Here is a 24,321-nt window from a genome sequence, read left to right on the forward strand (position 1 = left end):
TTGGTGTCCTCGTTGTTCTCCGCGGCGCACTACCTCGCCTGCGGGGCCCCGCCCCCCCCCACCCCCCACGGCAAGGGTCTCGCTTGGCCGGGCGGAACAAGGCCGCGGAAAAGTGCACGGCCCACTCCTGGGCAGGCAGTCCGGATTCGCCAACCGAGTCCCTGGCCTGACCGTCAGCGCTTGATCCTCAGCGCTTGACCGACCGGAACCACCGCGCGGCACCGTCGTGCAGCGGCACCATGCCGGTGGCGATGCCGGTGCGGACGTTGATCCGCGCCGCCTCCGGGTGACCGCCGACGATCCGCGCGGTCTCGGTGAACACCGTGCGGGTCACGATCTCCACGACGTCCGCGCTCAACGACTCGTGCGCGAGCAACAGGTTCGGAACCGCGAACGTCTTGTTCGACGGCAACGCGTCGTAGGTCTTCGCGGGAATCGTCGCCGGAATGTACGGGCCGTGGAACGTGTCGGCGAACGCGGCTGCCTCGTCCGGGATGTCGACCAGCTTCACGTTGCCGCGCAGGCCGGTGATCGCGGGCGTCGGGATGCCGGTCAGCGCGAGCATCGCGTCCAGCGACCCCTCGGCGACCCGGCGTGACGCCTCCGCGTGCGCCATGAGCTCGACCATTGCGGACACCCCGAAGTGGTTCAGCATCCGGGTGCCGGTGAACTCGGTGCCGGAACCCTTGGGCCCCAACGAGATCCGCTTGCCCGCGAGGTCGCGGAACTTCGCGATCGGCGAGCCCGCCGGCACGGCGATCTGCATGAAGCTGTCGTAGAGCCGCCCGACCGCGCGCACGCTCCGCGGGTCGTCGATCGGGTCCAAAGAGGACAGGGCCAGCTGGGCCTTGCCGGAGGCGAGCAGCTTGAGGTTCTCGACGGAGGCCGCGGTGGGCAGCGGGACGACCTTGGTGCCGGGCAGCTGTTCGGCCAGCGCCTCCGCCAGGGCGCCGCCGACCTCGCGGAACACCGCACCGTCCGGTCCGGTCGCGAGCACCAGCTCCCGGGGTGCGTCGACCTTGCGCGGGGTACACCCGGCGAGACCGAGAGCAGCCCCTAGCAGAAGTGTGCGACGGCTGAGCGACACGGAGAAAGACTAGCCGTTACGTCAGAGCTGTCTGAAGTTTCCGTGTGTCGGCTTGTCGCTTTCCGTGGCGCGGCTCACCCTCCTACCCAACACGAAGTTCGAGGAGGAACCGTGGCGACCACCACCACAGGCCGCAAACCGATCTACCGGCACCTGTACTTCTGGGTACTGGTCTCCATCGTGCTGGGCGCCGCGGTCGGCTTCCTGTTCCCGAAACAGGCGTCCGAGATGAAGTGGCTCGCCGACCTGTTCGTCAACCTGGTCAAGGTCGTCATCGCGCCGACCATCTTCGCGACGATCATCGTCGGCATCGCCGGGCTCGGGAACCTCGCCAAGGCGGGCGGGCTGGCGCTGCGGACGATCCTCTACTTCACCGCGATGACCACGGTGGCGCTGGCGATCGGCCTCATCGTCGTCAACATCGTGCAGCCGGGTCACCACGGCGGCGACATCCACCTCAACGCCGAAGCGGCCAAGGACACCCTGAAGTCCGCCTCGAGCGCCGAGACCGGAGTCACCGGCTTCATCCTGAGCCTGGTGCCCAAGTCGTTCGTCAGCGCGTTCACCGACGGGCAGCTGATCCAGGTCCTCGTGGTCGCGATCCTCGTGGCCGTCGCCGTGGCGGGCATGGGTGAGCGCGGTGCCAAGGTCGTGTCCGCGATGGACACCCTCGCCAAGGTCATGTTCGGCATCATCAAGATCGTCATGTACGCGGCGCCGATCGGTGCCTTCGGCGGCATCGCCTACACCGTCGGCAAGTTCGGCGGCGGCATCCTCAGCAAGCTGCTGTGGCTGATGGGCTCGTTCTACCTGACGTGCGTGCTGTTCATCATCGTGGTGCTCGGGATCGTGGCGCGGATCGCGGGCTTCAGCCTGCTGAAGTTCCTGCGCTACATCAAGGACGAGATCCTCATCGTGCTCGGCACCTCGTCGTCGGAGTCGGTGCTGCCGCGCATGATGGTCAAGCTGGAGGCGGCGGGTGCGCAGAAGTCGGTCGTCGGCCTCACCATCCCGACCGGCTACTCGTTCAACCTCGACGGCACCTGCATCTACCTGACCATGGGTGCGATCTTCATCGCCCAGGCCACCGGTCACGACGTGTCGCTCGGCGTGCAGATCGGCCTGCTGCTGTTCATGTTGATCGCGTCGAAGGGCGCGGCGGGCGTCACCGGCGCCGGCCTCGTCACCCTGGCCGCCTCGCTGCAGGCGTTCGAGGCGCACTCGGCGATCCCCGCTGTCGGCATCGCGCTGATCGTCGGCATCGACCGCTTCATGTCCGAGGCCCGCGCCATCACCAACGTGATCGGCAACGGTGTCGGGTCGCTCGTGGTCGCCGCCTGGCAGAAGAGCCTCGACCGGGAGCGACTGACCGAGGTGCTGGACAACCCGGACCTGGTGGACGTGGACGACCTGCTGCAGAAGCAGCACGCCGAGTCGGACGAGGTGGCGGCCGCCCACTGAGGACCTGCGCAAGGCCTCCTGAATGCCGAGGTCCCGTTCTCCCCGCATGCGGCGCGGGTGAACGGGACCTCGGTCTTTTGCACGTGAACGAAAGTGTGTGAACGTCCACTAACTGAGACGGCTCCGGGCTGAGCAGCAAAGATGTACGGGTACCCAGCGGAACCCGTGCCAAACCGTGATTGTCGCGCAACTCTCATCAAGCTGGTTGACCTTGAACGTTCGGTTACGCTTACTCGGCCGTAACGAAGCTCGACGTCCGCTGCAATGTCGCTCAGCGCTGGGAAATCGTTACGCTTCCATGACCTAGATCACCCATTGGCGGGTGTCGCTGGGTTTCGCGGCTGTTAAAGTCGCGTCAACACGCGGGCCATCGTCGTCCCGTGCTCCCACCTGTTGGTTCGAGGTCTGAGCACGAGGGACATACGTTCTTTACGCGAGGACGACGAAGGAGGTCTGCGCAGTGATCTTCTCCGCCATCCCCGGCCCCCAGGGTCTTTACGACCCGGCTGATGAGCGCGACGCCTGCGGTGTCGCCATGGTGGCCGACATCCAGGGCCGGCGTTCCCACGGCATCGTGGGCGATGCGCTGACAGCGTTGGCGAACCTGGAGCATCGCGGCGCGGCGGGCGCCGAGCCCACTTCGGGTGACGGTGCGGGCATCCTGCTGCAGCTGCCGGACGAGTTCCTGCGCGCGGTCGTCGAGTTCGACCTGCCGGAGCGCGGTCATTACGCGGCGGGCATCGCCTTCCTGCCGTTTGAGGCCGAAGAACGCGTTGCGGCCGTGGAGCAGATCGAGCGCATCGCCGAGGAGGAGAACCTCGTCGTTCTCGGCTGGCGCGAGGTTCCGGTCGACCCGGAGACGGCCAACGTGGGTCCGACCGCGCTGTCCGTGGCCCCGCACTTCGCGCAGCTGTTCGTGAAGGGCACGCGGGACGAGTCCGGCATCGCACTGGACCGCCTGGCCTTCTGCCTGCGCAAGCGGGTCGAGCACGAGGGCAGCGTGTACTTCCCGTCGCTGTCCGCGCGCACGATCGTCTACAAGGGAATGCTGACGACCGAGCAGCTGCCGGCGTTCTTCCCCGACCTGCGGGACGAGCGCCTCATCTCGGCGATCGCGTTGGTGCACAGCCGTTTCTCCACGAACACCTTCCCCTCGTGGCCGCTCGCGCACCCGTTCCGGTTCGTCGCGCACAACGGTGAGATCAACACCGTCCGCGGCAACCGCAACCGCATGCGCGCCCGCGAGGCGTTGCTGGACAGCGACCTGATTCCCGGCGACCTCGCCAGGCTGTTTCCGATCTGCGACCCCGACGGCTCGGACTCGGCGTCGTTCGACGAGGTGCTGGAGCTGCTGCACCTCGGCGGCCGCAGCCTGCCGCACGCCGTGCTGATGATGATCCCGGAGGCGTGGGAGAACCACGCCACGATGGATCCGAAGCGCCGCGCGTTCTACCAGTTCCACGCTTCGCTGATGGAGCCGTGGGACGGCCCGGCGTGCGTCACCTTCACCGACGGCGAGATCGTCGGCGCGGTGCTCGACCGCAACGGTCTGCGTCCGGGGCGCTGGTGGCAGACCGCGGACGGCCGCGTGGTGCTCGCGTCCGAGACCGGCGTGCTCGACGTGCCGTCCGACCAGGTGGTCGCGAAGGGCCGGCTGCAGCCGGGCCGCATGTTCCTGGTGGACACCACCGAGGGCCGGATCATCGACGACGACGAGCTCAAGTCGCGCCTGGCCTCCGAGCAGCCCTACGACGAGTGGCTGCACGCCGGTCTGCTCGACCTGGCCGACCTGGCCGACCGCGAGCACGTCCTGCAGAGCCACGAGTCCGTCGTGCGCCGCCAGCTCACCTTCGGATACACCGAGGAGGAGCTGCGGATCCTGCTCACGCCCATGTCGGTCACGGGGCAGGAGCCGCTCGGCTCGATGGGCACGGACACACCGGTCGCCGCGCTGTCGCAGCGTTCCCGGTTGCTCTACGACTACTTCGTGCAGAACTTCGCACAGGTCACCAACCCGCCGCTGGACGCGATCCGCGAGGAGATCGTCACGTCCGTCAAGCGCGTGATGGGCCCTGAGCAGAACCTGCTCGACCCCGGCCCGGTGTCGTGCCGCCACGTCACGCTCGACTACCCGGTCATCGACAACGACGAGCTCGCCAAGCTCATCCACATCAACGACGACGGCGACCTGCCGGGCTTCGCCTGCACCGTCCTGTCCGGACTGTACGAAGTGGACGGTGGCGGCGAGGCGCTGGCCGCCGCGATCGAGCGCGTGCGCCGCGAGGCGTCGGAGGCCATCGCGAACGGCGCTCGCACGCTGGTGCTCAGCGACCGCGACTCGGACCACCGGATGGCGCCGATCCCGTCGCTGCTGCTGGTGTCCGCGGTGCACCACCACCTGGTGCGCACCAAGGAACGCCTGCGCGTCGCCCTCGTCGTCGAGTCCGGTGACTGCCGCGAGGTCCACCACGTCGCCGCGCTGCTGAGCTACGGCGCCGCCGCGGTGAACCCGTACCTCGCGTTCGACACGATCGAGGACCTGATCAGCCAGGGCGCCATCACCGGTGTCCCGGCGCACAAGGCGATCCGCAACTACGTCAAGGCGCTCGTCAAGGGCGTCCTGAAGATCATGTCGAAGATGGGCATCTCGACCGTCGGCGCCTACACCGCGGCGCAGGTCTTCGAGGCCGTCGGCCTGTCGAACGACCTGCTGGACGAGTACTTCACCGGTACTCAGTCCAAGCTCGGCGGCGTCGGCCTGGACGTGCTCGCCGAGGAGGTGGCGCAGCGCCACCGCCGCGCGCACCCGGAGAACCCGACCGACCGCGTGCACCGCCGCCTGGAGGTCGGTGGCGAGTACCAGTACCGCCGTGAGGGCGAGCTGCACCTGTTCACGCCGGAGACGGTGTTCCTGTTGCAGCACGCCACGAAGACGCGCAAGGAGGACGTCTTCCGCCAGTACACGGCGGAGGTCGAGCGCATCTCGCGGCAGGGCGGCACGTTGCGCGGCCTGTTCAAGTTCCGCACCGAGGGCCGCACGCCGGTCCCGATCGACGAGGTCGAGCCGGTCAGCTCGATCGTCAAGCGCTTCAACACCGGCGCCATGTCGTACGGCTCCATCTCGGCCGAGGCGCACGAAACCCTCGCCATCGCGATGAACCGGCTCGGCGGCCGGTCCAACAGCGGTGAGGGCGGCGAGGACCGCGAGCGCCTGTACGACCCGGAGCGGCGTTCCGCGGTGAAGCAGGTCGCGAGTGGACGGTTCGGCGTCACGAGCGAGTACCTCGTGAACTCCACGGACATCCAGATCAAGATGGCGCAGGGCGCGAAGCCCGGCGAGGGCGGCCAGCTGCCCGGCTTCAAGGTCTACCCGTGGGTCGCGCGCACCCGGCACTCCACGCCGGGCGTCGGTCTGATCTCGCCGCCGCCGCACCACGACATCTACTCGATCGAGGACCTGGCGCAGCTCATCCACGATCTGAAGAACGCGAACGAGCAGGCCCGCGTTCACGTGAAGCTCGTCTCGTCGATCGGCGTCGGCACGGTCGCCGCCGGTGTCGCCAAGGCGCACGCGGACGTCGTGCTGATCTCCGGCTACGACGGCGGCACCGGCGCCTCGCCGATGAACTCGCTGAAGCACGCCGGCACGCCGTGGGAGATCGGCCTCGCCGAGACCCAGCAGACGTTGCTGCTCAACGGTTTGCGCGACCGCATCACCGTCCAGGTCGACGGCGCGATGCGCACCGGCCGTGACGTGGTCGTGGCCGCTCTGCTCGGTGCGGAGGAGTTCGGCTTCGCCACCGCGCCGCTGATCGTCGCGGGCTGCGTGATGATGCGCGTCTGCCACCTCGACACGTGCCCGGTCGGCGTCGCCACGCAGAACCCCGACCTGCGCGCCCGCTACACCGGCCAGGCCGACCACGTCGTGAACTTCTTCGAGTTCATCGCGCAGGAGGTCAGGGAACTGTTGGCGGAACTCGGTTTCCGCACGATCGACGAGGCTGTCGGGCACGCCGAGCTGCTCGACAAGGACGAGGCGATCGAGCACTGGAAGGCCGGCGGCCTGAACCTGGACCCGGTCTTCGAGGTGCCGGAAACCCCGTACCCGACGGCGAAGCGCAAGATCCGCGAGCAGGACCACGGGCTGGACAAGGCCCTGGACCGCACGCTGATCCAGCTCGCCGAGGCGGCGCTGGAGGACGCGCACCAGGTCAACCTGGAGCTGCCGGTCCGCAACGTCAACCGCACGGTCGGCACGCTGCTCGGCGCCGAGGTCACCCGCCGCTACGGCGGCGAGGGCCTGGAGGACGACACGATCCGGGTGAAGCTCACCGGGTCGGCCGGCCAGTCGCTCGGCGCGTTCCTGCCGCGCGGCATCACGCTGGAGATGGTCGGCGATGCGAACGACTACGTCGGCAAGGGCCTGTCCGGCGGGCGGATCATCGTCCGGCCGCACGACGACGCGCCGTTCCGCGCCGAGGACCAGGTGATCGCGGGCAACGTGATCGGCTACGGCGCCACGTCCGGCGAGGTGTTCCTGCGCGGCCGCGTGGGTGAGCGGTTCTGCGTCCGCAACTCCGGCGCGCTGCTGGTGGCGGAGGGCGTGGGCGACCACGCGTTCGAGTACATGACCGGTGGCCGGGCCGTGGTGCTCGGGCCGACCGGGCGCAACGTCGCGGCCGGCATGTCCGGCGGCATCGCGTACGTGCTCGACCTGGACCCGTTGTCGGTGAACCAGGAGATGGTGCAACTGCAGCGCCTCAACGCCGAGGACCTGCGTTGGCTCAAGGACGCCGTCACCAAGCACTACGAGGCCACGGGTTCCGCCGTCGCCGCGTCGCTGCTCGGTGACTGGACCCGGCGAGCCGGTGCGTTCACGAAGGTCATGCCCGGCGACTACCAGCGCGTTCTCGAGGCCATGCGCCTCGCCCGCGCCGAGGGCCGGGACGTCGACCAGGCTGTCATGGAGGCGTCTCGTGGCTGATCCACAGGGTTTCATGAAGTACTCCCGTTCCGACGCGCCGAAGCGTCCGAAGCCGGAACGGTTGCAGGACTGGAACGAGGTCTACCTCCAGGAAGACCCGGAGGAGCGCAACGCCGCCGTGCGCACGCAGGCGACGCGGTGCATGGACTGCGGCATTCCCTTCTGCCACAGCGGAACCGCGGGCTGCCCGCTCGGGAACCTGATCCCCGAGTGGAACGACCTGGTGCGCCGCGGCGACTGGGAGCTCGCCTCGGACCGCCTGCACGCGACCAACAACTTCCCGGAGTTCACGGGTCGTCTGTGCCCGGCGCCGTGCGAGGCCGCCTGTGTGCTGGCGATCTCCGCCGATGCCGGTGGCGCGGTCGCGATCAAGCGCGTCGAGGAGACCATCGCGGACATGTCGTGGGAGAACGGCTATGTGCAGCCGTCCACCGCTGCGGTCTCCTCCGGCAAGCGCGTCGCGGTCGTCGGTTCCGGCCCTGCCGGTCTCGCCGCCGCCCAGCAGCTGACCCGTGCCGGGCACGAAGTCGTGGTGTACGAACGGGATGACCGGCTCGGTGGCCTGCTGCGGTACGGCATCCCCGAGTTCAAGATGGAGAAGAAGGTCCTCGACCGCCGGCTCGCCCAGCTCCGTCGCGAGGGCACCAAGTTCGTGACCGGCTGCGAGGTCGGCGTCGACATCACGGTCGAGCAGTTGCGGGCCGAGTTCGACGCCGTCGTGCTGGCCGTCGGTGCTCTGCGCGGCCGCGACGACACTTCCACTCCCGGGCGTGAGCTCAAGGGCGTGCACCTCGCGATGGACCACCTGGTGCCCGCGAACCGCGCCTGCGAGGGCGACGGACCGTCGGCGATCTCGGCCGAGGGCAAGCACGTCATCGTCATCGGCGGTGGCGACACGGGCGCCGACTGCTACGGCACCGCGACCCGCCAGGGCGCGCTGTCGGTGACGCAGCTCGACCAGTACCCGATGCCGCCGACCGTCCGCGACGACACCCGCTCGCCGTGGCCGGTGTGGCCGCACATCCTGCGCACCTACCCGGCGCACGAGGAGGCGGGCGAGCGCCGCTTCACCGTGGCGGTCCGGCGTTTCGTCGGCGACGACGACGGCCACGTGCGCTTCATCGAACTGCAGCAGGTGCGCGTCGAGAAGGACTCGTCCGGCCGCCGCTCGGTGATCCCGGTGTCCGACGAGATCGAGGTGCTGCCCGCGGACATGGTGCTGCTGGCCATCGGCTTCGAGGGCGTCGAGCACATGCGGCTGCTCGACGACCTCGGGATCTCGCTGACGACGCGCGGCACCATCTCGTGCGGCTCCGATTGGCAGACGTCCGCACCGGGTGTCTTCGTGTGCGGCGACGCGCACCGGGGCGCTTCCCTCGTGGTGTGGGCGATCGCGGAGGGCCGGTCGGTGGCGAACGCCGTCGACAAGTTCCTCACGGGGTCGTCGAACCTGCCTTCTCCCGTCATCCCCAACCAGCTTCCGCTCGCTGTGGTCTGACAACGGCGTCCGATCAGCGGAGAGCAGCATGACGCCCCGGCCGACAACGGAGTCGACCGGGGCGTTCGCCTGTCGGTAGCGTTTCGGCGATGGAGAGCTTGGAGTGGCCGTACCAGCCCGTTGACGACGGCTTCCGGAGCGTGGGGTGGGAACGGGTCGGCGGTGACGTGCGGGAGCGGTACGTCACGGGTCCGCTGGCCGCGGCGGGCTACGGGTACCTGGCGGAGATCATCGACAGCGTTCTCGCGAGCGGGGTGTCGGACCAGCTGCTCGTGAGCACGTCCATGCACGACCTCGTGATCGTGCCCGCGAACGCGGAGACCGGCGTGTGGGAGTCGGTCTTCGTCGTCTCCCCGGCGAACTACCCGCTGCTGCGCGGCCACATGGGGCTCGCCTTCCACAGCAACCGTCGTCGCCTGGAGTACCGCCAGTATTTGGTGGAGGACGCCGTCGAGGCGTTCTGGGACGTGGTCGGCGAGAAGTTCGGCATCGGTCGCAGGTGACCTGAACGGCAGGGAAGAGCTGATGAACACTGGGCCGTTCGGGTGCATGTGGCTAACGGTGCTGTGAGATCTGTCGACCAACCAGGTGAACCAGTAGGGGGGCGACATGACCAGCACAGGCTTTGACCCGAAGTTCCTCGGCACCGCTGCCGGGACCCCGGTCCTGACCGACTCGGGCACGGCCGACGCCGTCGAGCTCGACGGCTCGACCACGATCGACTACACGCACTTCTCGCTCGCGTTGAGCAAGTCGCGCAAGTTCGCGATCTGGGTCGCGTGGAACATCGACGGCGACAAGCTGAAGGCCCTGAGCCGCAGCAACCTCCAGTTCGTCAAGGACCCTCGGGTCCCTGACGAGTTCCAGGTCGGTGACGAGCTCTACCGCGACGACCGGCTCGACCGCGGGCACATCGCCCGCCGTGCCGACCTGTGCTGGGGCACGAAGGCGGAAGCGCAGCGGGGCAACAAGGACTCGTTCTTCTTCACGAACATCACGCCGCAGATGGACGACTTCAACCAGAGCGCCAAGCAAGGGCTCTGGGGCCGGCTGGAGAACGCGGTTCTCGAGGACGTCGACGTGGACAACCTCAAGGTCAGCGTCTACGGCGGGCCGGTCTTCAACGCCGACGACAGGGTGTTCCGCGGCGTCGCGATTCCGCGCGAGTTCTACAAGGCGATCGCGTTCGTGGTGGACGGGGAGCTGCGCTGCAGCGCGTTCCTGCTCACCCAGAACCTCGTCCTGGCCGAAGCGCTCGACCTGGACGAGTTCCGGGTGTTCCAGGTGTCGCTGACCGAGCTGGAGAAGCGCGTGAGCTTCACCTTCCCGGCCGAGCTGCACGCCGCCGACACCGCGTCGGTGCAGCTGCTCGACGAGTCGGAGCGCAAGCCGCTCGACAGCCTGGCCGACATCAGGTGGTGACGCGCACCCCTGTTCACGAAGCGGTGCGGGAGACCTCGTGACTCGCGACGGCGGCGACCGCGATCCGGAAGGCCTCGACGACCAGTTCCACGAGGTTCTCCGCCGGCACCGAGGGTGTGGACCGCTGCACGTCGGCGAACGCCGACTCGGCGTGCGGCCGCAGCACGGAGACGGCCTGCACCAGCACGTTGACCGTGTGCGCGATCGACGCGCCCCTGCGTCCGGCGGCGAGCACGGCCCGCGCGTTGCGCAGCTCCAGTGACCCGTCGGGCAGCTGGGTGACGACGTCGCACTGGATCGCCGAGTGCAGCAGCTCGGCGTTGTCGCGCAACGCGCACACGAGCGCGGCAGCGGTCGGCATGAACTGCCGCAGCACCAGGTCCGGCTCCAGCAGTGCCCGGATCGCCTCCAGCGGCAACCCCTTGTGCTGCAACCGGAGCACAGTCCGCATGCGGGTGAGGTGGAAGCTGTCGTACATCGGTGACCGGCCCAGCCGCTTCGGTGCGGGCAGCAGGCCACGCGCCTGGTAGGAGCGGACGGTGCGGGTGGTCATGCCGATCATCGCGGCGAACTCGTCGATCGTCATCTGTCTGGCGGGACGGTGCGGCATCACCGGCCCCACTTCCAGATTTGGCGCATTGAGTTATCCCCCTGTTGTCAGGGCCCGCTGCCGAAGAGGCACAACCTCGGGCCCAACCCCTGGGGAACAAGTCTCGCACCGCGTTTATAAGAGCGTCATAAGTCGATTCCGGCCCCCTGGTGATCAACTGGAAGGACTTTCTTCCTTTGCTGGGTCGTCGTGTTCGGTTGTGCTAAGCGAATCCGAGTGGAAGTTCTTCGTTCCACTTCTGGGATAAAGACGTTGTTCGGAAGAGGCTTTCCCGTGTTCTGCCGCCCACAAGCAAGAGGGGAAGTCAGATGTCCGCAACCAAGCGAATCATGAGCGCTCTGCTGCTCGTTCTCGGTCTGTTCGGTGGAGTCGCGACGATGAACGCCGCGGCGGCGGTGGCCGCACCGCACGCCGTCGTGCAGAGCGGCACGCAGACCGGCGACCAGGTCGGAATCCAGGCGAACTGGCGATGTGACTGGACCGCGACGTCCCGCCGCGTCGACGCCAACTGCTCCGTGGCGAGCGGGTACGTGCGCATGTGGGGCCGCTGCTCCAACGGTGGCACCTACTACACGCCGTGGGTCGGCGTCGGCCGCTGGCACCTGTGGGTCGACTGCGGCAGCTACTACCTCCTGTCGTTCGGCTTCAACAGCGCAGGCTGATCCCACCACCACTGACCGCACCCCCGGCGTTCTTCCGCCGGGGGTGCGGTTTTTTCAGGTGGTCGCCAGCGCCTCGGTGGGGGTGAGCCGGGACGCCCGCACCGCCGGGTAGACCCCGGCGAGCACGCCGACCACGACGGCCGCGCCCACCCCGCCCGCGAGCGCGGCGAGGGGGAGCACGGCGGGCCAGCCCTGCGACGCGGAGTAGACGGCGGTCGCCGCCACCCCGATCAGCAGTCCGATGCCGCCGCCGATGCCCGCCAGCACGACGGCTTCCGCCAGGAACTGCCCGCTGATCTGCCGCCTGCTGGCGCCGAGCGCGCGCCGCAGGCCGATCTCGCGGCGGCGTTCGAGCACGGAGATGACCATGGTGTTGGCCACCCCGATCCCGCCGACCAGCAACGCCACCCCGCCGAGCCCGAGGAACAGCCCCGAGTACGCCTGCTCGACGAGCTGCTGCGCGGCGAGCGCGTCCGAGGGCCTGCTGACCAGCACCTCGTTGGGGCTCTTCGGGTTGGCGGTCCGGCCGAGGACGGCCTTGACGGCCTCCACCGCGCGGTCGTCGGCCCGCACGTAGATCTGGCCGGGCGTGCCGTCGAACCCGAGGAGGTCCTGTGCCGCCTTCCACCCGACCAGCACCGCGTTGTCCACCTCGAACGCGAGCGGGTTGGCCTGCAGCACGCCGATCACGGTGAACCACCGGTCCTTGATCCACACGGCCGGTGCCGGCAGTCCTGGCTGCAGCTCGGTGCCCAGCAACCGCGCGGCCCGCGCGCCGAGCACGACCACCGGGAACGACTCGGTGGCCTCGTCGAGGAACCGGCCGGTCCGGACGGCACCCCCGAGCACCGGCAGCAGGTCGAGCCGGGCGGCCTTGACGCTGAGCCCGCCGGTCTCCTGCACGGGCACGAGGTCGGTGCGGCGCACGGTGGCGCCGGTGTCGCCGGTCGCGCTCACCGACCGGACCGGCCCGATCCGCCGGATCATCTCGACCGCCACCGGCGGCAGTTTCGCCTTGTCTCCGCCCGCGACGGACGTGCCGGGCGAGACGGTGAGCAGGTTGGGGCCGAGAGCGGCCAGCCGGGCGCGCAGCGCTGCCTGGTTCGACGCCGGGATGCTCACCACGGCGATCAGTGCGGCGATGCCGATCGCGATGCCGAGCGCCGCGAGCACCGTCCGGACCGGTCTGGTCCGCACTCCGACAGTGCCGAGCCGGAGCACGTCGGGCAGGGGCAGTCTGGTCGCGCGGGGCAGGGGGACTTCGGTCGTGGTCGCCTCAGCCACGGCTGCCTCCCGTGTCCACCCGCAGCTCGCCGTCCAGCATCTCCACCCGGCGCGGCAGGGCCGCCGCGATCCCCATGTCGTGCGTGATGATCGCGATCGTCGTGCCGTCGGCGTGCAGCTCCCGCAGCAACCGCAGCACCTCGGCACCCGAGGAGGTGTCGAGGTTGCCGGTCGGCTCGTCGGCCAGCACGATGCTCGGCCGGTTCACGAGAGCCCGCGCGATCGCCACCCGCTGCTTCTCGCCACCGGAGAGCTCCGCCGGCAGGTGCTCGGCGCGGTGCACCAGCCCGACCCGGGCCAGCGCCTCGTCCGCCGCCGGCCTGCGTTCACGGGCCGGCACACCGCGGTAGACCAGGGCCGCCATCACGTTCTCCCGCGCCGTGAAGCCCTCGGTGAGGTGGAACTGCTGGAACACGAACCCGATCCACCACGCCCGCAGCGCGGACAGCCGCCGGTCCGTGAGGGTGCCCGTGTCGTGGCCGTTGACCAGCACCTTCCCCGTCGACGGACGGTCCAGCGTGCCCATCAGGTTCAGCATCGTGGACTTGCCGGACCCCGACGGCCCGACGATGCCGAGCATCTCGCCCGCCTCGACCCGCAGGTCGCACGGCCGCAGCGCGCGCACTCCGCCGGGATAGGTCTTCGACACGCCGCTGAGCTCCAGCACCGCCGTCACGACGTCGTCACCACCGTCATGCCCTCGGTGAGGCCCTGGCCGGAGATCTCGACCATCCCGCCGGCGAACATCCCGGTCTGCACGGCGAGGTAGCGGCTCTTCCCGCCCTCGACGACCTCGACCGCGTACCCGCCCTCGCGCAGGGCCAGCAGCGCCTGCACCGGCACGGCCAGCACGTTCTCGCGCTTCTCGCCGTCGAACTCGACGGTGACCCGGCCCGGTTCGGTCGACGCCGGGTCGTCCAGCGCGATCGCGGCGACCTGCTTGGGCTTGTCCTCGACGGTCTTCACGGTGACCTCGCGGACGGTGCCCGGAGTCGTCCTGCCGCCCGGCAGGTACACCGTGACCTTGGCGTTGACGTGAGCGAGCCGGCGTTGCGCGTCGGTGAGCTCCACCGTCACCTGCCGGTCCAGCCCGGTGACGGTCAGCAGCGGACCTTCGGCCGGTGCGCCGGGCTGCGCGGTCACCGAGTGCACCCGCACGGGGCCCGCCACCACGACGACGTCACCCGGCTGCACGACGCCGGTCGGCTCGGCCTTCAGCGACTTCTGCCAGCGCTTCACGGCACTCGCGGTCCGCGGACCGAACTTGCCGCTCGCCGCCCCGAGCTCGGAGTAGCCGAGCGCGAGGAGGTTCTCCTGCAGCATCTTCACGTCGTCGCCGTCCGGGACGCCGTCCTTCATCTCCCGGTACAGCGGTGTCCCGCCGAAGAACACCGGTACGCCGACCGCGTTCACCTCGTACAGCACCTTTCCGCGTTCGAGCTGCTCACCCGGCGTCGGCAGGCGGGTGATCGTGCCGGGTCTGCGGCCGGTCACCTGTGTCGGCGTGCCGGTGCCCAGGTCGCCGTCGACCTTGATCCGGTCGACCAGGGTCGTGCGCTCCACCCGCGTGGTGGCGGGCGGTGGGGTCTGCGGTGCCGACGAGGCCTGCGTCGGGACGAGCCTGGTGAACGTCACCACGCCGGCCGTCCCCGCGACGGCCAGTGCGACGGCGATCCAGACCGCCCGCTTCCGCCGCCGTCTCCTGGCGGCGGAGGGCCCGGTCTGTTCGGTCATTTCGTGGAGCCCGTGGACCTGGTGGAGTCACCGCTGGTCTCGGCCGAGCACCGGCGCAGCTTCTCCTTCACCGCGGGGTTGTCCACGTCGACGCCGTCCGGCAGCTTCATGGCCCCGTTGCCGCCGTCCTCGGGCTTCGGGTCCGGGTACGGCACGCCCGCGTCGCGCATGCACTTCGCGAACTTGCGCGCCTGCTCCAGCTGCTCGGGGTTCATCGGCTTGAGGTTGCCGCCGTCCGGCAGGTACTGGCGGCACTTCTCGTGCGCGGCGCGCTGCTTCTCCTGGTCGGCCTGCGGCTGGTTGCCCTGCTGCGCCGTGCCCGAGCCGCTGCCGTCGTTCGGTATTTCCTGGGACAGCACCGGAGCGCCGTTGTCCCGCATGCATTTGGAGTAGGCGTCCTCGTCGGTCGGCGCAGGGTTCGTTTGGTTGGTACCGCCAGTGGATGCGACATTCGGGTCGGACTGGCTTCCGCACGCTGTCGTGAGCAACGCGGTGAGCACAATCGCGCCCAGCAGACCGGCAGTTTTCATGATTCCCCCTCAGGGTTATTCCTGCGGATGGCTGAATGTCTACCGGGCGGGTGATTCCGCCGTCGTAAGCGCGGTCGCTTATGGCCGTCTTATGGCCCCTCACGCCACACTTGGACTGGAATGAGGGGGTCGAACGTGCGGATTTTGGTGGTCGAGGACGAGGAGATGCTCGCGGACGCGGTCGCGGAAGGGCTGCGGGACGCCTCGATGGCGGTCGACATCTGCGGGGACGGCGAGCAGGCGCTGGAGTTCATCGCGGTCAACCGGTACGACGTCGTGGTCCTCGACCGGGACCTGCCCGGCGTGCACGGCGACGACGTGTGCCGCGCGATCGTCGACAGCGGCGGGGACACGCGGGTGATCATGCTGACCGCGGCGGGCGACGTCGCCGAACGCGTGCACGGGCTCGGCATCGGCGCCGACGACTACCTGACGAAGCCCTTCGTGTGGGCGGAGCTGCTCGCACGGGTGCAGGCACTGGGCCGGCGTGCCCGGCCGGCGTTGCCCCCGGTGCTGCGGCGCGCGGGCATCAGCCTCGACGTCGGACGGCACCAGGTGTTCCGCGACGAGCGGTTCGTCAACCTGTCGCGCAAGGAGTTCGCCGTGCTGGAGGTGCTGATGCGCGCAGAGGGAGCGGTGGTCAGCGCCGAGGAGCTGTTGGAGAAGGCATGGGACGTCAACGTGGATCCGTTCACCAACGCCGTGCGGGTCACCATGATGACCCTGCGCCGCAAGCTGGGCGAACCACAGGTCATCCACACGGTGTCCGGGATCGGCTACCAGTTGCGCGACTAGCGGCCAGGATGTCGGTGAAGCTCCGGCTCGCGCTGCTGTGCGGCGGGCTCTTCCTGCTCGGCGGCGCGATCCTGCTGGCCACCAACTACTTCCTGGTGCGCACCGCGCTGCCGCCGACGGAGGCGGGGCCACCTCCCGGTCAGACGGACGCCGAGCTCATCGCGCCGGCGCCCGGCTCGTCCCCGGCGGTCGGCAGCGCCGGCACCGACCTCTCCCAGTACCGGCAGGAGGTGCTGCAGACCCTCATCGTGCAGTCCGGGGTGGCGCTGGCCGTGATGGCGGTCGTCGCGCTGGCACTCGGCTGGTTCGCCGCGGTCCGGATGCTCCGGCCGGTGCAGGAGGTCGTCGCCACGGCCCGGCGGCTGGAGGCGGACAGCCTGCACGAGCGGATCAGGATGCCGGGACCGCGCGACGAGCTGACCGAGCTCGCCGACACGTTCGACGGGATGCTCGACCGGCTCGCCGCCTCGTTCGACAGCCAACGGCGGTTCGTCGCGAACGCTTCGCACGAGCTGCGCACACCGCTCGCCACCCAGCGCACGATGATCGAGATCGCGATGGCGCGCCGGAACGCGGGCGCCGACCTGCGCGACCTCGGCGAGCGGTTGCTCGTGATGAACGTGCGCACCGAAGCGCTCATCGAGGGGCTGTTGTTGCTCGCCCGCAGCGACCGGGGGCTGGAGCACGAGGAACCGGTGCGGCTGGACGAGATCGCGTGCGCCGTCGTCGACAGCCGCCGGCAGGCCGCCGCCCAGGCCGGGGTGCGGCTGGAGTCGAGGCTGCTGCCCCAGGTCGTGTCCGGCGATCCGGTGCTGCTGGAACGACTGGTGGTCAACCTCGTCGACAACGCCATCAACTACAACCACGAGGGCGGCCTCGTCACGGTGTCCACCGGCGGCGAGGCGGCGCTGGAGGTGAGCAACACCGGGCCCGAGGTGCCCGCCGACGCGGTCAGCGGGCTGTTCGAACCGTTCCGGCAGCTGCGCAAGCAGCCCACCGGGCCCGGCAGGGGGGTCGGGCTCGGGCTCTCGATCGTCGCCTCCGTGGCGAAGGCGCACGGCGGCTCGGTGCGCGCCGTGCCGCGCCGGGGCGGCGGGCTGGAGATGGCGTTCTCGGTGCCGTGGCGGGTGTTGTGACGGGTGGATGCCGCTCGTCGCCGGTGGATGAAGGGCTCCTTCATCCACCTGACGTGGATGAAGGAGCCCTTCATCCACGTGGGGACGCACCTGGAAGGCCTTCGGGCTAGGCGGGCACGGCGACCTTCCGCACGTGGCCGATGGCGAACTCGCGCGTCGAGCCGTCCTCGCACTCCGCGCTGAGGACGCCTTCGAGGTGCTTGGCCGGCGTGATCACGTGCGTCTCCATCTGCCGCGGGCCGCTCGCGTACTTGATCTCGACGCGCTCGCCGTCCACCAGCGCCGCCGCCAGGATCAGCACCTCCTCGTCGCGGAGGAAGACGTTCTGGTCGCGCAGCATCCGCGCCGCGCTGGCCCGTGGCGTGCCGCGTCCGACGGTCGGCCGTTCCTGCTCCACCAGCCGGACCGCGAGCTGCGTCAGCTCCAGGTCGTCCAGCTCGGTGCGCCACCACCGCTCCGGTTTGCGCTCGCCCCGCGCCGGTGCCCGCCGTCGTTCGACGTGCTCCACAATGGACTGATCACCCGCGTCGAGCCCGGTCGGCGCGTAACCCGCCCGCCGCAACGCCGCCAGCGTCTCGGCCATCGGCTGCGCGGACGCCAGCACGGTCGGTGCCAGGAACCGCAGCCGCAGCGACGCCAGCCGCTTGGACTTGGCGATCTCCTGCAGCAGCGCCGGATCCTCCGCCCGCACGCAGCTCGCGACGTCCGTGACCGTCAGCTGCCCGTGCCGCCGTGCCACGTCGTGCACCTGGTACTCGATCACCTGCGGCAACGGCGCTTCCGACACCGCGGCCAGCTTGGCGAGCACCTCGTCCGCGCTGAGGCCGGTGTCCAGCGCGCGTCGCACCGACCCGGCGGAAAGCCGCCACACCCGTGCGGCGTCGTTGTCCTCCAGATCCGCCACCAGGTTGAGCGTGGCGCTCAGCTCCGGTGCCGGGAGGCCGTTCACCACCGCGGTCATGTCCGTCTGGAACGCGGCCTTGCCGGCGGCGGGAGGCATCAGCTCGGTCGCCGCGGCCACGACGTCGCCGTCGTCGCGGACCGCCACGCCCAGCGGCGTCAGCGCGCCGGCGGCCACCATCCCCAGCGACTCCATCTCGCCGATCACCGCCGCCGTCGCGCGCGGGTCGTGCACCGCGGGCCGTTCCCACACCAGGTCCGCGACCACCTCCTCGACGTCGGTGAAGGCCTCCTCCGCCGAGAACCGCTCCAGCGCGGTGCGCCGCAGCGCGAGACCGGCGGCACCGGTGTAGTCGCGCAACGCGGCCCGCGCCTGGTCCGGTTCCGGCCGCCAGTCCATCCGCTGCCACGCGCCGACCAAAGCCGCGAGCCGCACGCCGGGATGCGAGTCGAGCCAGACGTCCGCCTGCCTGGTCGGCAGCAGCCGGGCGCGTTCGATGCCGATCAGCTGCGCCTCGACCGCGAGCTCCAGCCACAACCGCAGCACGCCGTCGGTCACCCGCAGCGCCCGTGCGACCCGGCGGATCTCCACCGTCGCCACGCCACCGGTGTAGCGGGCGTCGAAGCTGTCCTGCTCGCAGTGCGCGAGCAGCCGTGCCACACCGTCCACAGTGGACATGGTGGCCACGACCGGCGAAACCGCGGAAGCCCTGCGCCTGCCCGGCTTCTTCGGCCGCAACGTCAGCTGGTCGTGCTGGGCGCCGTTGCACCGCACCGAGTTCACCGCGATGAGCTTGGCCCCGTCCGGCCACGCCAGCGCGCGTTGCTTGAGTTGCCCGAAGGCTCGTTCGAAGTCGCTCGTCGAACACCGCAGTTCGGCGCACACGGTGTCGATCGTCCCCAGGTTGCCCTGCGCCACGATGGCGCCGAGGAGGTCCAGCGCGCCCTGGTCCAGCGTGTCCTCGGCGGCGTGCACCGAGTCCGAGTCGGTGAGCTGGGTCGCGAGGTCCTTCAACGTCCGCAGGTAGCGGTCCGCCACGTCGCGGCGGTGCACGAGTATCGCGGCCACCTCGTCCGGCTCGAGTCGGTGAAGCCAGGTCGCGAGCGCGTTGATACGGCGGGCCATTCACCTGATTATGGCGGTGATTGTGTGCGCTCAAACGAATTTCACGCACATGGGCGATCGGCCTAGGCTGACTCGGTGACTTTCAGCGGTTTCGGCGAGTACGCCATTGACTTCTACGACGGGCTCGAGCTCGACAACTCGAAGGCGTACTGGGACGACAACAAGGAGACCTACCTGCGGGACGTGCGCGGGCCGATGGAGGCCCTGCTCGCCGCGCTGGAGAAGGAGTTCGGCGAGGGCAAGGTGTTCCGGCCGTACCGGGACGTGCGGTTCGCCAAGGACAAGACGCCGTACAAGACGAACTGCGGCGGCGTCGTCGAGAAGGGCCGCGGCGGCGGTGCGTACTACGTGCAGATCAGCCCGGAGGGCCTGCTGGTCGGCGGCGGGTCGTTCCACATGGCGTCCGACCAGCTGGCGCGCTACCGCGCCTCGGTCGACGCCCACGGCGTGCTGCTGCGCAAGATCGTCGACAAGCTGGTGAAGCAGGGCTGGGAGCTGTGCGGCGACGTGATGAGGTCGAAGCCGCGCGGGTACGACGACGACCACCCGCACCTCGACCTGCTCAAGCACCGGTCGATCTACGTGCGGAAGGTCTGGGAGCCCGACGACGTGCTGCACGAGCCGGGGTGCCTCGACCGGGTGCGCAAGTCGTGGCGGCAGCTGAAGGACCTCAACGCGTGGTGTGAGGACCACGTCGGCGTGAGCGAATCGCCGCGGCGATAGCCCAGCCGAGCCCGATCCCGAGCACGTCGACCAGCGCGTCGAGCACGTCACCGCTGCGGTGCAGCGGCGTGATGAGCGCCTGCAGGACCTCGGACACGCCCGCGTAGACCACCAGCCACAGCAGAATGCGAGGAATCTTCGCGTAAAGGCCGGTGACGGCGAGCAGCGCGAACAGGAGCGTGTGAACCACCTTGTCCGTGCCGGGCGGCATCGTCGGCACACCTGACTCGGGGGTGAACAACACGACGACGCTGAGCAACGCCGCGATCACGAACGGGAGTACTCGACCCATCGTCCGAACATTACCGAGTAGTAGTTCGGGATCGGTCCAGGAAGGAGGACTACTCTCTCCAGACGTGAGTCGACGCGCAAAGATCGTCTGTACCCTCGGTCCCGCCACTGGCACGCCGGACAAGGTCCGCGACCTGGTAGCGGCCGGTATGGACGTGGCCAGGATGAACTTCAGCCACGGCAGCCATGCCGACCACAAGCAGGTCTACGACATGGTTCGAGCGGCAGCCGACGAGTCGGGTCGTGCCGTGGGCATCCTCGCCGACCTCCAGGGCCCCAAGATCCGGCTCGGCCGGTTCGCCGCGGGTCCCGTGGACTGGAACACCGGTGACGTGGTCCGCATCACCGTCGAGGACGTCGAAGGCACGCACGACCGCGTGTCGACGACGTACAAGGAGCTCGCGAAGGACGCCAAGGTCGGCGACCGCCTGCTCGTCGACGACGGCAAGGTCGGGCTCGTGGTCGTCGAGGTCGAAGGCTCCGACGTCGTGTGCGAGGTCGTCGAGGGCGGACCGGTCAGCAACAACAAGGGCCTCTCGCTGCCCGGCATGGACGTCTCCGTGCCCGCGCTGTCGGAGAAGGACATCGAGGACCTGGAGTTCGCGCTCTCGCTGGGCGTGGACTTCATCGCCCTGTCGTTCGTGCGCTCCCCGGCCGACATCGACCTGGTCCACCAGGTCATGGACCGCTCGGGCAGCAAGCGCCTCCCGGTGATCGCGAAGATCGAGAAGCCGGAGGCCGTGGACAACCTCGAGGCCATCGTCCTCGCGTTCGACGGCGTCATGGTCGCCCGCGGTGACCTGGGCGTCGAGCTGCCGCTGGAGCACGTGCCGCTGGTGCAGAAGCGCGCGATCCAGATCGCCCGCGAGAACGCCAAGCCGGTCATCGTCGCGACCCAGATGCTGGACTCGATGATCACCAACTCCCGTCCGACCCGCGCCGAGACGTCCGACGTCGCGAACGCGGTCCTGGACGGCGCGGACGCCCTGATGCTGTCCGGTGAGACCTCGGTCGGCCGCTACGCCATCGAGTCGGTCAAGACCATGGGCCGCATCATCGAGGCCGTCGAGACCGAGTCCGTGGTCGTGCCGCCGCTGACCCACGTCCCGCGCACCAAGCGCGGCGTGATCTCGTACGCGGCCCGCGACATCGGCGAGCGCCTGAACGCCAAGGCCCTGGTCGCCTTCACGCAGTCCGGTGACACGGTCCGCCGCCTCGCCCGGCTGCACACGCACCTGCCGCTGCTGGCGTTCACGCCGGAGCCCTCGGTGCGCTCGCAGCTGGCGCTGACGTGGGGTACCGAGACGTTCCTGGTGCCGCGCGTGGAGTCCACCGACGAGATGGTCCGCCAGGTCGACACCTCGATGCTGGAGATCGGCCGTTACCAGGCGGGTGACCTCATGGTGGTCGTCGCCGGTTCGCCTCCTGGCACCATCGGGTCGACGAACCTCATCCGCGTGCACCGCCTCGGCGAGGACGACCACGCCTAGTGTTCCGGCTCTCAGCCGAGGACGTCGTGATACCGGCCCCGCGCCCGCATACTTGGGGGAGCGGGGCCGCGCCCTGCTGAGACCCCGAAGATGGCACTAGGAGTGTTCTGCCGTGACTGAGGCCGCCCGCGCCGCTGCTTCCTCGCCCTCGGGCCTGAGCGGACAACCCGCAGTGGACGACCTGGTCGCGTTGCTCGACCTGGAACGCATCGAGGAGAACATCTTCCGCGGTGTGTCGCCCGCCGAGTCGCCCGTGCGCGTCTTCGGCGGCCAGGTGGCGGGCCAGGCCCTGGTCGCCGCCGGACGCACGGTCCCGGTGGAACGCCGCGTGCACTCGCTGCACTCGTACTTCATCCGGCCCGGCGACCCGCGCGTGCCGATCGTGTACGAGGTGGACCGGATCCGGGATGGACGGTCGTTCACCACGCGCCGCGTCGTCGCCGTGCAGCACGGCAAGGCCATCTTCGCCCTGTCCGCCTCCTTCCAGCTGGAGGAGCAGGGCGTCGAGCACTCCTCGCCCATGCCCTCGGTGCCGGACCCGGAGTCGCTGCCGACGTGGAACGAGGTGGCGAAGGGCTACCCGCTGCACTCGCTGAAGTTCCCGCGGCCGATCGACGTCCGGTACGTGACCGAGCCGCCGTGGGAGTCGCGTGAGGACGGTCCGGGCGAGGCCGCCTCGCAGGTGTGGATGAAGGCCGACGGCAAGCTGCCCGACGACCCGATGCTGCACATCTGCGTGATGACCTACGCATCGGACATGACCCTGCTGGACGGGGTTCTGGCCAAGCACGGCGTCTACTGGGGACTGGACAAGGTTCTCGGCGCCTCTCTCGACCACGCGATGTGGTTCCACCGGCCGTTCCGCGCTGACGAGTGGTTGTTGTACGACACCACTTCGCCGTCCGCGTCCGGGAACCGCGGGCTGGCCACCGGGCGGTTCTTCACGCGGGACGGCCAGCTGGTGGCGACCGTCGTGCAGGAAGGGCTGATCCGGGTCCTCAAGCCGTCATCCGACGGGGAGTGAGCTCGCACCCCGGTTCGACGCACTGAGCCGCCCTGCTCCGTTGACCTTCGACCTGGACGCCCTGACTCGACGGCGTTAGTCGGTGCGACGGCGCCGGTGCGTCGGCCGCAGGTTGGCCGGCGGCGTCAGAGCCCGAGTCTCCACCCGCTCCAGCACCACCGAGCTCGTCAGGTTCCGCACCTCCGTCCGCGAAGCGATCTTGTCCATCAGGAACGCCTGCAGGTGCGTGGAGTCCGCCACCGCGATGTGGATCAGGAAGTCGGCCTGCCCCGACACGTGGAAGATCGACCGGGTCTCCGCCTGAGCCATCACGAACGCGCGAAAGGCCTGCACGACCGGCCGGGTGTGCGGCCGCACGTTCACCGACACCACGGCCTCCAGCGGCAGCCCGGTGGTGGCCGGGTCGACCACGGCGTGGCAGCCGGTGATCACGCCGAGTTCCCGCAGCCGCCGCACCCGTTGCAGGCAGGACGACGGCGCCAGGCCGACGGTCTCGGCCAGTGACCGGTTGGGGATGGTGGCGTCGTTCTGCAACTCCTCCAGGATGTGCCAGTCGACCGAATCCAGTTCGGCTTGTTCGCGCATAAGCGAACATCGTACTGACCAGCTGGAATGCGGCAGAACAACGCACAACGATCAGGCCATGCACATCGCGTGGACGTCGTTCCTGGCCGCTCTGTTGATCATCATGATCGTGCCGGGGCCGGACTTCGTGCTGATCATGGGGAACGCGGTGCGCAGCCTGCGCAAGGGCACCGAGGCGGCGCTGGGTGTGGTCACCGGGCTGCTGATCCACGCCACGCTCGCGACGATCGGTCTCTCGGCTCTGGTCGCCGCGGTGCCGACCGCGTTGCTGGTGGTGAAGGTGATCGGCGCGGTGTACCTGGCCTACGTCGGCTTCATGACGCTCAAGACCGCGAACAAGGCGACGGAAGCACAGCAGAGCAAGGGCAACGTGTTCCTGCGCGGCCTGTTGTGCGACCTGTTGAACCCCAAAGTGATGCTGACGTTCCTGAGCCTCATCCCGCAGGCGATGGACCCGAACAGCGCGCCGCTGCCGCAGGCGGCACTGCTGAGCGCGGTCACGGTCGGTGTCTTCGCGCTGTTCTGGGTCATCGTCGTGCCGTCAGCGCGTCAGCTGGGCTCCCTGCTGAGCAGGCCAAGGGTTCGCGCCACGTTCGAGCGGGTGTGTGGTACCGCTCTCATCGGGATGGCGGCGTCGGTCCTGGCCGCCTAGGACCACGTCACGGTCAGCTCGTCCCGGGTCCCGAACCGGACCAGGTGCCGTTCCACGACGTCGCGCAACCGCGCCACGTCCTCCTCCGAGGAACCCACCACGCGCATGATCAAAGCATCGGGAGAAGCCTCGAACTCGGCCAGGCCCGCGGAAAAGCGGACGTAGCCGCGAGAGTCCTCCCAGGACCCTTCGAGGTCCTTGTGCGTGAAGTGCTTCACCAGCTGTGACCCGTACCTGGAGGCACGGTCGGTCGCCGAGCGTCCCACGCTCGTGAATTCCGTCATGCAGCCAACTTACGCCTAGCTGTACGTATCGCGGCGTGACGCG

At 69.4% G+C, this 24,321-nt stretch carries 22 protein-coding genes; 12 read left to right on the plus strand and 10 right to left on the minus strand.

What is annotated here, in order from left to right:
- Positions 1 to 187 precede the first annotated feature (187 nt).
- The gene (locus ABZV40_RS04545; RefSeq protein ID WP_355435660.1) at positions 188 to 1,087 is read right to left on the minus strand and encodes a TAXI family TRAP transporter solute-binding subunit; all 900 of its coding nucleotides are present in this window, start codon (positions 1,085 to 1,087) and stop codon (positions 188 to 190) included.
- Positions 1,088 to 1,198: 111 nt separating this feature from the next.
- Between ABZV40_RS04545 and dctA the strand changes: the two genes are divergently transcribed.
- The 5 genes from dctA to ABZV40_RS04570 all read left to right on the plus strand — a co-directional run bounded on the left by dctA (position 1,199) and on the right by ABZV40_RS04570 (position 10,452).
- Positions 1,199 to 2,548: a C4-dicarboxylate transporter DctA gene (gene dctA, locus ABZV40_RS04550; protein WP_355435662.1), complete on the plus strand. Its 1,350-nt coding sequence runs from the start codon at positions 1,199 to 1,201 to the stop codon at positions 2,546 to 2,548.
- Between the two features lie 460 nt (positions 2,549 to 3,008).
- The gene (gltB, locus tag ABZV40_RS04555) at positions 3,009 to 7,532 is read left to right on the plus strand and encodes a glutamate synthase large subunit (RefSeq protein ID WP_355435665.1); all 4,524 of its coding nucleotides are present in this window, start codon (positions 3,009 to 3,011) and stop codon (positions 7,530 to 7,532) included.
- Complete coding sequence (locus tag ABZV40_RS04560; RefSeq protein WP_355435668.1) at positions 7,525 to 9,030, plus strand: glutamate synthase subunit beta; 1,506 nt, start codon at positions 7,525 to 7,527, stop codon at positions 9,028 to 9,030. The genes gltB and ABZV40_RS04560 overlap by 8 nt, the downstream gene beginning before the upstream one ends.
- Before the next feature lie 89 nt (positions 9,031 to 9,119).
- The gene (locus ABZV40_RS04565) at positions 9,120 to 9,533 is read left to right on the plus strand and encodes a hypothetical protein (protein ID WP_355435671.1); all 414 of its coding nucleotides are present in this window, start codon (positions 9,120 to 9,122) and stop codon (positions 9,531 to 9,533) included.
- Positions 9,534 to 9,639: 106 nt separating this feature from the next.
- Complete coding sequence (locus tag ABZV40_RS04570; RefSeq protein WP_355435674.1) at positions 9,640 to 10,452, plus strand: DNA/RNA non-specific endonuclease; 813 nt, start codon at positions 9,640 to 9,642, stop codon at positions 10,450 to 10,452.
- A 13-nt stretch (positions 10,453 to 10,465) separates the two neighbouring features.
- On the opposite strand, the gene ABZV40_RS04575 is transcribed toward ABZV40_RS04570, so the two are convergent.
- Positions 10,466 to 11,038, minus strand: a complete 573-nt coding sequence (locus ABZV40_RS04575; protein ID WP_355435677.1) for a MerR family transcriptional regulator — start codon at positions 11,036 to 11,038, stop codon at positions 10,466 to 10,468.
- A 332-nt stretch (positions 11,039 to 11,370) separates the two neighbouring features.
- Here ABZV40_RS04575 and ABZV40_RS04580 point away from each other — a divergent pair, with 332 nt between their 5' ends.
- Entirely contained in the window at positions 11,371 to 11,724 is a 354-nt protein-coding gene (locus ABZV40_RS04580) for a hypothetical protein (RefSeq protein ID WP_355435680.1), read from the plus strand.
- Between the two features lie 54 nt (positions 11,725 to 11,778).
- Here ABZV40_RS04580 and ABZV40_RS04585 read toward each other — a convergent pair whose 3' ends face one another.
- From ABZV40_RS04585 to ABZV40_RS04600, 4 genes are read right to left on the minus strand one after another with little or no spacing between them, the layout of a single operon-like run.
- The gene (locus tag ABZV40_RS04585) at positions 11,779 to 13,008 is read right to left on the minus strand and encodes an ABC transporter permease (protein WP_355435683.1); all 1,230 of its coding nucleotides are present in this window, start codon (positions 13,006 to 13,008) and stop codon (positions 11,779 to 11,781) included.
- Positions 13,001 to 13,684, minus strand: coding sequence for an ABC transporter ATP-binding protein (locus ABZV40_RS04590; protein ID WP_355435686.1), 684 nt, complete (start codon positions 13,682 to 13,684; stop codon positions 13,001 to 13,003). Before ABZV40_RS04590 ends, ABZV40_RS04585 begins: the two co-directional genes overlap by 8 nt.
- Complete coding sequence (locus ABZV40_RS04595) at positions 13,681 to 14,742, minus strand: peptidoglycan-binding protein (protein ID WP_355435689.1); 1,062 nt, start codon at positions 14,740 to 14,742, stop codon at positions 13,681 to 13,683. The genes ABZV40_RS04590 and ABZV40_RS04595 overlap by 4 nt, the downstream gene beginning before the upstream one ends.
- Positions 14,739 to 15,272 (minus strand): hypothetical protein, encoded by a 534-nt coding sequence (locus ABZV40_RS04600; RefSeq protein ID WP_355435692.1) that lies wholly within the window; start codon positions 15,270 to 15,272, stop codon positions 14,739 to 14,741. Before ABZV40_RS04600 ends, ABZV40_RS04595 begins: the two co-directional genes overlap by 4 nt.
- A 135-nt stretch (positions 15,273 to 15,407) precedes the next feature.
- Between ABZV40_RS04600 and ABZV40_RS04605 the strand changes: the two genes are divergently transcribed.
- Complete coding sequence (locus ABZV40_RS04605) at positions 15,408 to 16,067, plus strand: response regulator transcription factor (protein ID WP_355435694.1); 660 nt, start codon at positions 15,408 to 15,410, stop codon at positions 16,065 to 16,067.
- Positions 16,068 to 16,075: 8 nt separating this feature from the next.
- Complete coding sequence (locus ABZV40_RS04610; RefSeq protein WP_355435696.1) at positions 16,076 to 17,203, plus strand: HAMP domain-containing sensor histidine kinase; 1,128 nt, start codon at positions 16,076 to 16,078, stop codon at positions 17,201 to 17,203.
- 106 nt (positions 17,204 to 17,309) lie between these two features.
- Here the strand turns inward: ABZV40_RS04610 and ABZV40_RS04615 are convergent, their stop codons facing one another.
- Positions 17,310 to 19,229, minus strand: coding sequence for a helicase-associated domain-containing protein (locus ABZV40_RS04615; protein WP_355435698.1), 1,920 nt, complete (start codon positions 19,227 to 19,229; stop codon positions 17,310 to 17,312).
- Between the two features lie 75 nt (positions 19,230 to 19,304).
- Here ABZV40_RS04615 and ABZV40_RS04620 point away from each other — a divergent pair, with 75 nt between their 5' ends.
- On the plus strand, positions 19,305 to 19,952 hold the full coding sequence (locus tag ABZV40_RS04620; RefSeq protein WP_355435701.1) for a DUF2461 domain-containing protein: 648 nt from the start codon (positions 19,305 to 19,307) through the stop codon (positions 19,950 to 19,952).
- Here the strand turns inward: ABZV40_RS04620 and ABZV40_RS04625 are convergent.
- A complete protein-coding gene (locus ABZV40_RS04625; protein WP_355435705.1) occupies positions 19,900 to 20,244 on the minus strand; it encodes a VanZ family protein in 345 nt (114 codons plus the stop codon). The two genes, ABZV40_RS04620 and ABZV40_RS04625, sit on opposite strands and share 53 nt — an antisense overlap.
- A gap of 64 nt (positions 20,245 to 20,308) precedes the next feature.
- Here ABZV40_RS04625 and pyk point away from each other — a divergent pair, with 64 nt between their 5' ends.
- Positions 20,309 to 21,733 carry a pyruvate kinase gene (pyk, locus tag ABZV40_RS04630; protein WP_355435708.1) on the plus strand — a complete coding sequence of 475 codons (1,425 nt, stop codon included), beginning with the start codon at positions 20,309 to 20,311 and terminating at the stop codon, positions 21,731 to 21,733.
- A 112-nt stretch (positions 21,734 to 21,845) separates the two neighbouring features.
- The gene (gene tesB / locus ABZV40_RS04635) at positions 21,846 to 22,757 is read left to right on the plus strand and encodes an acyl-CoA thioesterase II (RefSeq protein ID WP_355435711.1); all 912 of its coding nucleotides are present in this window, start codon (positions 21,846 to 21,848) and stop codon (positions 22,755 to 22,757) included.
- 75 nt (positions 22,758 to 22,832) lie between these two features.
- Here the strand turns inward: tesB and ABZV40_RS04640 are convergent, their stop codons facing one another.
- Positions 22,833 to 23,342, minus strand: coding sequence for an Lrp/AsnC family transcriptional regulator (locus ABZV40_RS04640; RefSeq protein WP_355435714.1), 510 nt, complete (start codon positions 23,340 to 23,342; stop codon positions 22,833 to 22,835).
- A gap of 58 nt (positions 23,343 to 23,400) precedes the next feature.
- Here ABZV40_RS04640 and ABZV40_RS04645 point away from each other — a divergent pair, with 58 nt between their 5' ends.
- Positions 23,401 to 23,994, plus strand: a complete 594-nt coding sequence (locus ABZV40_RS04645; protein WP_355435717.1) for a LysE family translocator — start codon at positions 23,401 to 23,403, stop codon at positions 23,992 to 23,994.
- On the opposite strand, the gene ABZV40_RS04650 is transcribed toward ABZV40_RS04645, so the two are convergent.
- The gene (locus ABZV40_RS04650; protein ID WP_355435720.1) at positions 23,991 to 24,278 is read right to left on the minus strand and encodes a DUF2218 domain-containing protein; all 288 of its coding nucleotides are present in this window, start codon (positions 24,276 to 24,278) and stop codon (positions 23,991 to 23,993) included. The two genes, ABZV40_RS04645 and ABZV40_RS04650, sit on opposite strands and share 4 nt — an antisense overlap.
- Positions 24,279 to 24,321 lie beyond the last annotated feature (43 nt).

The sequence above is a fragment of the Lentzea sp. NPDC004782 genome (genome assembly GCF_040609115.1).
Lineage (GTDB): Bacteria > Actinomycetota > Actinomycetes > Mycobacteriales > Pseudonocardiaceae > Lentzea.

Coding starts and splice junctions, on each gene's coding strand:
- ABZV40_RS04575 (WP_355435677.1), bottom strand. CDS start 11,038: ATGACGATCGACGAGTTCGCCGCGATGATCGGCATGACCACCCGCACC.
- ABZV40_RS04640 (WP_355435714.1), bottom strand. CDS start 23,342: ATGCGCGAACAAGCCGAACTGGATTCGGTCGACTGGCACATCCTGGAG.
- ABZV40_RS04595 (WP_355435689.1), bottom strand. CDS start 14,742: ATGACCGAACAGACCGGGCCCTCCGCCGCCAGGAGACGGCGGCGGAAG.
- ABZV40_RS04645 (WP_355435717.1), top strand. CDS start 23,401: ATGCACATCGCGTGGACGTCGTTCCTGGCCGCTCTGTTGATCATCATG.
- ABZV40_RS04580 (WP_355435680.1), top strand. CDS start 11,371: ATGTCCGCAACCAAGCGAATCATGAGCGCTCTGCTGCTCGTTCTCGGT.
- ABZV40_RS04610 (WP_355435696.1), top strand. CDS start 16,076: ATGTCGGTGAAGCTCCGGCTCGCGCTGCTGTGCGGCGGGCTCTTCCTG.
- ABZV40_RS04625 (WP_355435705.1), bottom strand. CDS start 20,244: ATGGGTCGAGTACTCCCGTTCGTGATCGCGGCGTTGCTCAGCGTCGTC.
- ABZV40_RS04600 (WP_355435692.1), bottom strand. CDS start 15,272: ATGAAAACTGCCGGTCTGCTGGGCGCGATTGTGCTCACCGCGTTGCTC.
- ABZV40_RS04650 (WP_355435720.1), bottom strand. CDS start 24,278: ATGACGGAATTCACGAGCGTGGGACGCTCGGCGACCGACCGTGCCTCC.
- ABZV40_RS04565 (WP_355435671.1), top strand. CDS start 9,120: ATGGAGAGCTTGGAGTGGCCGTACCAGCCCGTTGACGACGGCTTCCGG.
- ABZV40_RS04570 (WP_355435674.1), top strand. CDS start 9,640: ATGACCAGCACAGGCTTTGACCCGAAGTTCCTCGGCACCGCTGCCGGG.
- ABZV40_RS04615 (WP_355435698.1), bottom strand. CDS start 19,229: ATGGCCCGCCGTATCAACGCGCTCGCGACCTGGCTTCACCGACTCGAG.